We start from the raw sequence: 7,596 nt of genomic DNA on the forward strand, positions 1-7,596 counted from the left end.
GTTAAAAATATTATAAATAAAATATATGAATAAGGCTCCGCCCATCTTCGCAACACAAGATGTTACCTGTCCAACATAAAATTATGTTTACTATGCAATAGTAAATTGAGCGGAGCGTGGTTGGAGTGGAGGCGGGATGAGAATTTTTTCAGGTTGGTCGCGAACTGGTCAACCTGATCAACGAGCACGGCCCCTATGCGGTCGGTGTCACCGGCGAGGACGCCAACCTGTTCACCGCGGTACGGCGCAGCGTCAGCGTCGACGGCGTCGACACCGACATCGGCCTGGTGGGCAACATCGAGCGGGTGAATCCCGCTGTAGTGTTGGATCTCATTGCCGCCAATCGGATTCCGGTGGTGTCGACGCTGGCGCCCGACGTCGACGGTGTCGTCCACAACGTCAACGCCGACACCGCCGCGGGTGCGCTGGCCGAGGCTCTGGGTGCCGAGAAGCTGCTGATGCTGACCGATGTCGACGGTCTCTACACCCGCTGGCCGGACCGGGATTCGCTGGTCAGCGAAATCGACACCGCCACCTTGACTGAACTGCTGCCGACGCTGGAGACGGGCATGATTCCCAAGATCGAAGCCTGCCTGCACGCGGTCAAGGGCGGTGTGCCCAGCGCGCACATCATCGACGGCCGCGTCGAGCACTGCGTGCTGGTCGAATTGCTCACCGATGAGGGCTCCGGAACGAAGGTGGTGAGCGCATGACCCACACTGAGGAACTTCAGGACCGCTGGTCGGCGGTGATGATGAACAACTACGGCCTTCCGCCGGTGGCGTTGGCCAGTGGCAACGGCGCCGTGGTCACCGACGTCGACGGAAAGTCGTATCTGGACCTGCTCGGCGGCATCGCAGTCAACGTGCTCGGCCACGGGCACCCGGCCGTGCTCGAGGCTGTGACGCGGCAGATGTCGACGCTGGGACACACCTCAAATTTGTATGCCGCTGAACCTGGCATCGCGCTGGCCGAGGCGCTGGCCGGCCTGCTTGGCGCCGACACCGAGACCCGGGTGTTGTTCTGCAACTCCGGAACCGAGGCCAACGAGGCGGCGTTCAAACTCTCTCGTCTCACCGGCCGAACGAAACTGGTTGCGGCGCAAGGTGGCTTCCACGGCCGGACGATGGGCGCCCTGGCGTTAACCGGCCAGCCGAGCAAGCAGGCTCCGTTCGCACCGCTACCCGGCGACGTCACCCACGTGCCCTACGGCGACGCCGATGCACTGGCGGCTGCGGTCGGTGACGACACGGCGGCGGTATTCCTGGAGCCGATCATGGGGGAGAGCGGCATCGTCGTGCCGCCGGACGGCTACCTGGCCACAGCCCGCGATATCACCGCCCGCCACGGCGCGCTGCTGGTCCTAGACGAGGTGCAGACCGGAATGGGGCGCACCGGAACGTTTTTCGCACACCAGCACGACGGCGTCACTCCCGACGTGGTGACGATGGCCAAGGGGCTCGGCGGCGGCCTGCCGATCGGGGCGTGCCTGGCGACCGGTCGGGCCGCCCAGCTTATGACCCCCGGCCTGCACGGCAGCACCTTCGGTGGCAACCCGATCTGCGCGGCAGCGGCGCTGGCGGTGCTGCGGGCCATCGCCGACGACGACCTGGTCCGAAGGACCGCGTCGCTGGGGAAGACGTTGCACCAGAACATCGCAGCGCTGCACCATCCCGCGATCGACCACGTCCGCGGCCGCGGCCTGCTGTGCGGGGTCGTCTTGACCGCGCCGACGGCCAACGCGGTCGAGGCGGCCGCCCGATCGGCCGGATTCTTGGTCAACGCCGCCGCACCCGACGTCGTCCGCCTGGCGCCGCCCCTGATCATCACCGAGCAGCAGCTCGACACGTTCGTCACCGCGCTGCCGGGCATCCTCGACACCGCCGAGAGGGCTTCATGACGCGACACTTCCTGCGCGACGACGACCTGACCCCGGCCGAGCAAGCCGATGTCCTGCAGCTGGCCGCCGAGTTGAAGAAGGACCCGTTCAGCCGCCGCCCGCTGGACGGGCCGCGCGGCGTCGCGGTGATCTTCGACAAGAATTCCACCCGCACCCGCTTTTCCTTCGAGGTGGGCATCGCCCAGCTCGGTGGGCACGCCGTTGTGGTCGACGGCCGCAGCACCCAGCTGGGCCGCGAGGAGACGCTGCAGGACACCGCTAAAGTGCTGTCCCGCTACGTCGATGCCATCGTGTGGCGCACCTACGGTCAAGCGCGTCTGACCGCGATGGCCGAAACCGCCACGGTGCCGATCGTCAACGCGCTGTCCGACCAGTTCCACCCCTGCCAGGTGCTGGCCGATCTGCAGACCATCGCCGAGCGCAAGGGCTCGCTGCGCGGTCTGCGGATGACTTACTTCGGTGACGGCGCCAACAACATGGCGCATTCGCTGATGCTCGGCGGCGTCACCGCGGGCATGCACGTAACAGTGGCAGCGCCAACCGGATTCGCACCGGATCGGTTGTTCATCGCGGCCGCCGAACACCGCGCCGCCGACACCGGCGGATCGGTGACCGTCACCGCGGACCCGATCGCCGCCGCATCCGGTGCCGACGTGCTGGTGACCGACACCTGGACGTCGATGGGCCAAGAAGACGACGGGCTGGATCGCGTACGGCCGTTCCGGGCGTTCCAGCTCAATGCGAACCTGGTGGCCAAAGCCGACTCGGAAGTTGTCGTATTGCACTGCCTTCCGGCTCACCGGGGCCATGAGATCACCGACGAGGTGATCGACGGCCCGCACAGCGCGGTGTGGGACGAAGCCGAGAACCGACTGCACGCGCAAAAAGCGCTGCTGGTGTGGCTGCTGGAACGCCTCCCATGACGCGCTCGAAGACGACACCGGAGATCACCCGCGTGGGGCGACAGGCCCGCATCGTGGCGATCTTGTCGTCGGCGGAGGTCCGCAGCCAGGGCGAGCTGGCCGCGATGCTGGCGGCTGACGGTGTCGAGGTCACTCAGGCCACCCTGTCGCGAGACCTCGAGGAGCTCGGCGCGGTGAAGCTGCGCGGCGCCGACGGTGGTGTCGGCGTCTATGTCGTTCCCGAAGAGGGCAGCCCGCTACGCGGCGTGCCCGGCGGTACCGCGCGGCTGTCCCGGCTGCTGAGCGAGGTGCTGGTGTCGACCGATGCCACCGGCAACCTGGCGGTGCTGCGCACGCCACCGGGGGCGGCGGACTATCTGGCCAGCGCCATCGACCGCGCCGCCCTGCCCTACGTGGTCGGGACCATCGCCGGGGATGACACCATCTTCGTGGCGGCCCGCGAGCCGATGACCGGCGCCGAGCTGGCCGGCGTGCTCCAAAACCTGACGTAACCGCACGACTTAAAGGAGATCGATTCATGTCCGATCGCGTCATCTTGGCCTATTCCGGTGGTCTGGACACCTCGGTGGCGATCAGCTGGATCGGCAAGGAGACCGGCAGAGAGGTCGTCGCCGTCGCGATCGACCTCGGACAGGGCGGTGAGGATATGGAGGTGGTGCGTCAGCGTGCGCTGGACTGCGGCGCGGTGGAAGCCGTCGTGGTCGACGCCCGCGACGAATTCGCCGACGGCTACTGCCTGCCGACCATCCTGTCCAACGCCCTCTACATGGACCGCTACCCACTGGTGTCGGCGATCAGCCGGCCGCTGATCGCCAAACACCTGGTGGAGGCCGCCCGCGAACACGGCGGCGGCATCGTCGCGCACGGCTGCACCGGCAAAGGCAACGACCAGGTCCGCTTCGAGGTCGGATTCGCTTCACTGGCACCAGATCTGGAGGTATTGGCGCCGGTCCGCGACTACGCCTGGACCCGGGAGAAGGCCATTGCGTTCGCCGAGGAGAACGCCATCCCGATCAACGTCACCAAGCGCTCGCCGTTCTCGATCGACCAGAACGTCTGGGGCCGCGCGGTGGAAACCGGCTTCCTGGAACACCTCTGGAACGCGCCTACCAAGGACGTCTACGACTACACCGAAGATCCGACCGTCAACTGGAACACCCCGGACGAGGTGATCGTCGGCTTCGAACGGGGCGTGCCGGTCACGATCGACGGCCGCGCGGTCTCGGTGCTGCAGGCCATCGAGGAACTCAACCGCCGCGCCGGCGCGCAGGGCGTCGGGCGACTCGACGTCGTCGAGGACCGGTTGGTGGGCATCAAGAGTCGCGAAATCTACGAAGCCCCAGGCGCGATGGTCCTCATCACCGCGCACGCCGAACTCGAGCACGTCACCCTGGAACGAGAGCTGGGCAGGTTCAAGCGGCACACCGACCAGCGCTGGGCGGAGTTGGTGTACGACGGCCTGTGGTATTCACCGCTGAAGACCGCCCTGGAGGCCTTCGTCGCCAAGACCCAGGAACACGTCACCGGCGAGATCCGAATGGTGTTGCACGGCGGGCATATTGCCGTCAACGGTCGGCGTAGCGCCGAGTCGTTGTACGACTTCAACCTGGCCACCTACGACGAGGGCGACACCTTCGACCAGTCGATGGCCAAGGGCTTCGTCTACGTGCACGGGCTGTCGTCCAAGCTCGCCGCACGCCGGGATCTGGCCACCGACGAAACGTGAGCACCAACGAAGGATCGCTGTGGGGCGGGCGTTTCGCCGACGGCCCGTCCGAGGCGCTGACCGCGCTGAGCCGCTCGACCCATTTCGACTGGGTCTTGGCACCGTACGACGTCACCGCCTCCAAGGCGCACACTCAGGTGCTGTTCAACGCCGGGTTGTTGACCACCGAACAGCGCGATGGGTTGTTGGCCGGCCTGGACAGTCTGGCCGAAGACATCGGCGACGGCAGCTTTGGGCCGCTGCCCACCGATGAAGACGTGCACGCAGCGCTGGAGCGCGGGCTGATCGATCGGGTCGGCCCCGACTTGGGCGGTCGGCTGCGCGCGGGCCGGTCACGAAACGACCAGGTGGCCACGCTGTTTCGGATGTGGCTGCGCGATGCGCTGCGGCGTGTGGCCGCCGGCGCGCTTGAGCTTGTCGAAGCACTGGCGGCCCAGGCGGCCGCGTATCCGGATGCCATCATGCCCGGCAAGACCCATCTGCAGTCCGCCCAGCCGATCCTGCTGGCGCACCATCTGCTGGCGCACGCCCACCCGTTGCTGCGCGACGTCGACCGGCTTATCGACCTCGACGCGCGTACGGCGATCTCGCCCTACGGTTCCGGGGCGCTGGCCGGTTCGTCGCTGGGCCTGGATCCCGACGCGATCGCCGAAAAGCTCGGCTTCACCGCGGCTGCCGAGAACTCCGTGGACGCTACCGCGTCAAGGGATTTCGCCGCGGAGGCGGCCTTCGTCTTCGCGATGATCGGCGTCGACCTGTCCCGGCTCGCCGAAGATGTGATCCTCTGGAGTTCGACCGAATTCGGCTATGTCACGTTGCACGACTCGTGGTCGACCGGTAGTTCGATCATGCCGCAGAAGAAGAATCCCGACATCGCCGAGTTGGCTCGCGGCAAGTCGGGCCGGCTGATCGGCAACCTGGCCGGGCTGTTGGCGACGCTGAAGGCACAGCCACTGGCCTACAACCGCGACCTGCAAGAGGACAAGGAGCCGGTGTTCGACTCGGTGGCACAGCTCGAGCTGCTGCTGCCGGCGATGGCCGGCCTGGTCGCCAGCCTGACATTCAACGTCGAGCGGATGGCGGCACTGGCTCCGGCCGGCTACACGCTGGCCACCGATATCGCCGAATGGCTGGTGCGCCAGGGTGTTCCGTTCCGGGACGCCCACGAGGCCGCCGGGGCTGCGGTTCAGGTCGCGGAAAAGCTCGGAGTCGGGCTCGAAGAGCTCACCGACGATCAGCTGGCGGCCATCAGCGACGCTCTCACCCCTGCGGTTCGTGAGGTGCTCACCATCGAAGGCTCGGTGTCATCCCGCGACGCCCGTGGCGGTACGGCTCCCAATCAGGTTGCCCGCCAACGTGAGTCGGTGCTATCGGTGGCTGAGCAGCTTCGCCGTCGGCTGAGCCGCTAGCGCGCTACCGGGCCCGGGTGCGCGGCAACCGCAGGCACCTGCGGGATTTCACCGGCGGGCAACGGCCCCGAAAAATAGTTGCCCTGCACGATGTCGCAGCCGAATTTTCGGAGCCAACGAGCGGTGTCTTCGTTTTCGACGCCTTCGGCGACGCTGGAAATTCCGAACTCCTCGGCCAGTTCGATCACAGACCGTGCGATTGTCGCGGCACGTCGGTCATATAGAATCGGGGCAATCAACTGACGGTCGAGTTTGACTTCGTCGATGGGCAGCTCTCGAAGATACGTCAACGTGGAGTATCCGCTGCCGAAGTCGTCGATCGAAACACGAACACCGGCTTCCCGGAGACGATTCAGTACGGCACGACCCTTGTCGAAGTCGGCCACCACCAGTTCCTCGGTGATCTCCACCGTCAAAAACCGCGCCGACATACCGTGAATGTCCAGCACGCTCATGATGCGGTCGGGCAGGGCGTCCTCGTCGAGTGAGCGTGCCCACAAGTTTACCGAGACCGGAATCGCGGTGCCGAGCGCATGCCAACCCGCGGCGTCGGCCACCGCGCGTGCAAGCACCACGTCGGTGACGGCGTCGGTCAGGCCGTGCTCGCGCACCAACGGCAGAAATTCACCGGGCTCCAACGTGCCCAAAGTCGGATGTTCCCAACGCAATAGCGCCTCAGCGCCGCATACCTCACCGCTCAGCATCCCGAATTGCGGCTGATACGCCAGCGTCAGCAGACGGTCGTCAATCGCGCGGCGTAGGTCCCACAGCAATTGCAGCCGCTCCACCCCAGCCCGGCGTGTCTGACGTCGACCGAGATGTGCGTCCTTCTCCGGGGTAAACGTCTGGATATCCGTTGCACTTGTCTGCTCCGCGCGTGATCGGGCCGATTCGGCCCAGCTGAGCAGATCAGCTGCGGTTAGCGCAGTTTCGTCGTGGTCCGGTGCCGTTGCCACGCCGATGCTCAAATGCACGTATACCCGGTTGTCGCCGATGTTGAGCGCGCTTTCGAAGGCTTTGGCGATCCTGCTGGCGACCTGCGCGGCGACCTCGGGACGATCTTCGACCACGACGACGAATTCGTCGCCACCGAGACGGGCGACGGTGTCGTCGGCGCGGACACTGGCTTGGATGCGGACGCCCACACTGTGCAGCAGCGCATCGCTTGCCGCATGACCCAGGGTGTCGTTGACGATCTTGAAGTCGTCCACCCTGATGCTTAGCACACTCAGCGGGACATCAAGACGGTGGTGCAATTGTGCGGCGTGCGCTAATCTTTCGTCGAGCAACCGTCGATTCGCCAGACCGGTCACCGTGTCGCGCAGAGCAGCATCGGTGACTGCCTCCAGCAACCTTCGTTTTCGGTCGATCGCCAGGAAATGGCGCATCAGCATCGTGCAGACCATCACCAGACCGGTCGTGTAGACGAACGCCTCGCCCGCATCTGCCGGCCAAAAATATACCGCGCCGACGGTGGCCGCGAATGACAGCGGGAGATACGGCAGCAGCATGGCGAGCCGCGAGGAGGGTCGAGAAAGATCGCTGTCGACGGCGGGACCCGGGCGGGACGCGAGGCCCGACACCGCCAGAAGGTACGTCCCGCCGATCCATCCGGTGCTGACCACGGCGTCGGGATTC

The 7,596-nt window shown here is 66.0% G+C and carries 6 protein-coding genes and 1 pseudogene; 6 read left to right on the plus strand and 1 reads right to left on the minus strand.

What is annotated here, in order from left to right:
• Positions 1 to 143: 143 nt before the first annotated feature.
• From argB to argH, 6 genes and pseudogenes are all read left to right on the plus strand, one after another.
• Positions 144 to 713, plus strand: a pseudogene (gene argB / locus AC2VOU_RS16635) (acetylglutamate kinase); the annotation flags it as partial.
• Entirely contained in the window at positions 710 to 1,900 is a 1,191-nt protein-coding gene (locus AC2VOU_RS16640) for an acetylornithine transaminase (protein ID WP_486958359.1), read from the plus strand. The pseudogene argB and the gene AC2VOU_RS16640, both read left to right, overlap by 4 nt.
• A complete protein-coding gene (argF, locus tag AC2VOU_RS16645) occupies positions 1,897 to 2,823 on the plus strand; it encodes an ornithine carbamoyltransferase (RefSeq protein ID WP_486958360.1) in 927 nt (308 codons plus the stop codon). Before AC2VOU_RS16640 ends, argF begins: the two co-directional genes overlap by 4 nt.
• A complete protein-coding gene (locus AC2VOU_RS16650) occupies positions 2,820 to 3,314 on the plus strand; it encodes an arginine repressor (RefSeq protein ID WP_486941085.1) in 495 nt (164 codons plus the stop codon). The genes argF and AC2VOU_RS16650 overlap by 4 nt, the downstream gene beginning before the upstream one ends.
• 26 nt (positions 3,315 to 3,340) lie before the next feature.
• Entirely contained in the window at positions 3,341 to 4,549 is a 1,209-nt protein-coding gene (locus AC2VOU_RS16655; protein ID WP_486958361.1) for an argininosuccinate synthase, read from the plus strand.
• The gene (gene argH / locus AC2VOU_RS16660; RefSeq protein WP_486958362.1) at positions 4,546 to 5,958 is read left to right on the plus strand and encodes an argininosuccinate lyase; all 1,413 of its coding nucleotides are present in this window, start codon (positions 4,546 to 4,548) and stop codon (positions 5,956 to 5,958) included. The genes AC2VOU_RS16655 and argH overlap by 4 nt, the downstream gene beginning before the upstream one ends.
• Here argH and AC2VOU_RS16665 read toward each other — a convergent pair.
• On the minus strand, positions 5,955 to 7,596 hold a 1,642-nt coding region (locus tag AC2VOU_RS16665; RefSeq protein ID WP_486958363.1), incomplete at its 5' end, for a putative bifunctional diguanylate cyclase/phosphodiesterase. The genes argH and AC2VOU_RS16665 overlap by 4 nt on opposite strands.

This window comes from Mycobacterium sp. TH-M25 (assembly GCF_057473665.1).

What these genes read in the sequence shown, in the direction of transcription:
- AC2VOU_RS16640 (WP_486958359.1), top strand. Translation starts at nt 710, where the DNA reads ATGACCCACACTGAGGAACTTCAGGACCGCTGGTCGGCGGTGATGATG.
- AC2VOU_RS16650 (WP_486941085.1), top strand. Translation starts at nt 2,820, where the DNA reads ATGACGCGCTCGAAGACGACACCGGAGATCACCCGCGTGGGGCGACAG.
- AC2VOU_RS16655 (WP_486958361.1), top strand. Translation starts at nt 3,341, where the DNA reads ATGTCCGATCGCGTCATCTTGGCCTATTCCGGTGGTCTGGACACCTCG.
- argF (WP_486958360.1), top strand. Translation starts at nt 1,897, where the DNA reads ATGACGCGACACTTCCTGCGCGACGACGACCTGACCCCGGCCGAGCAA.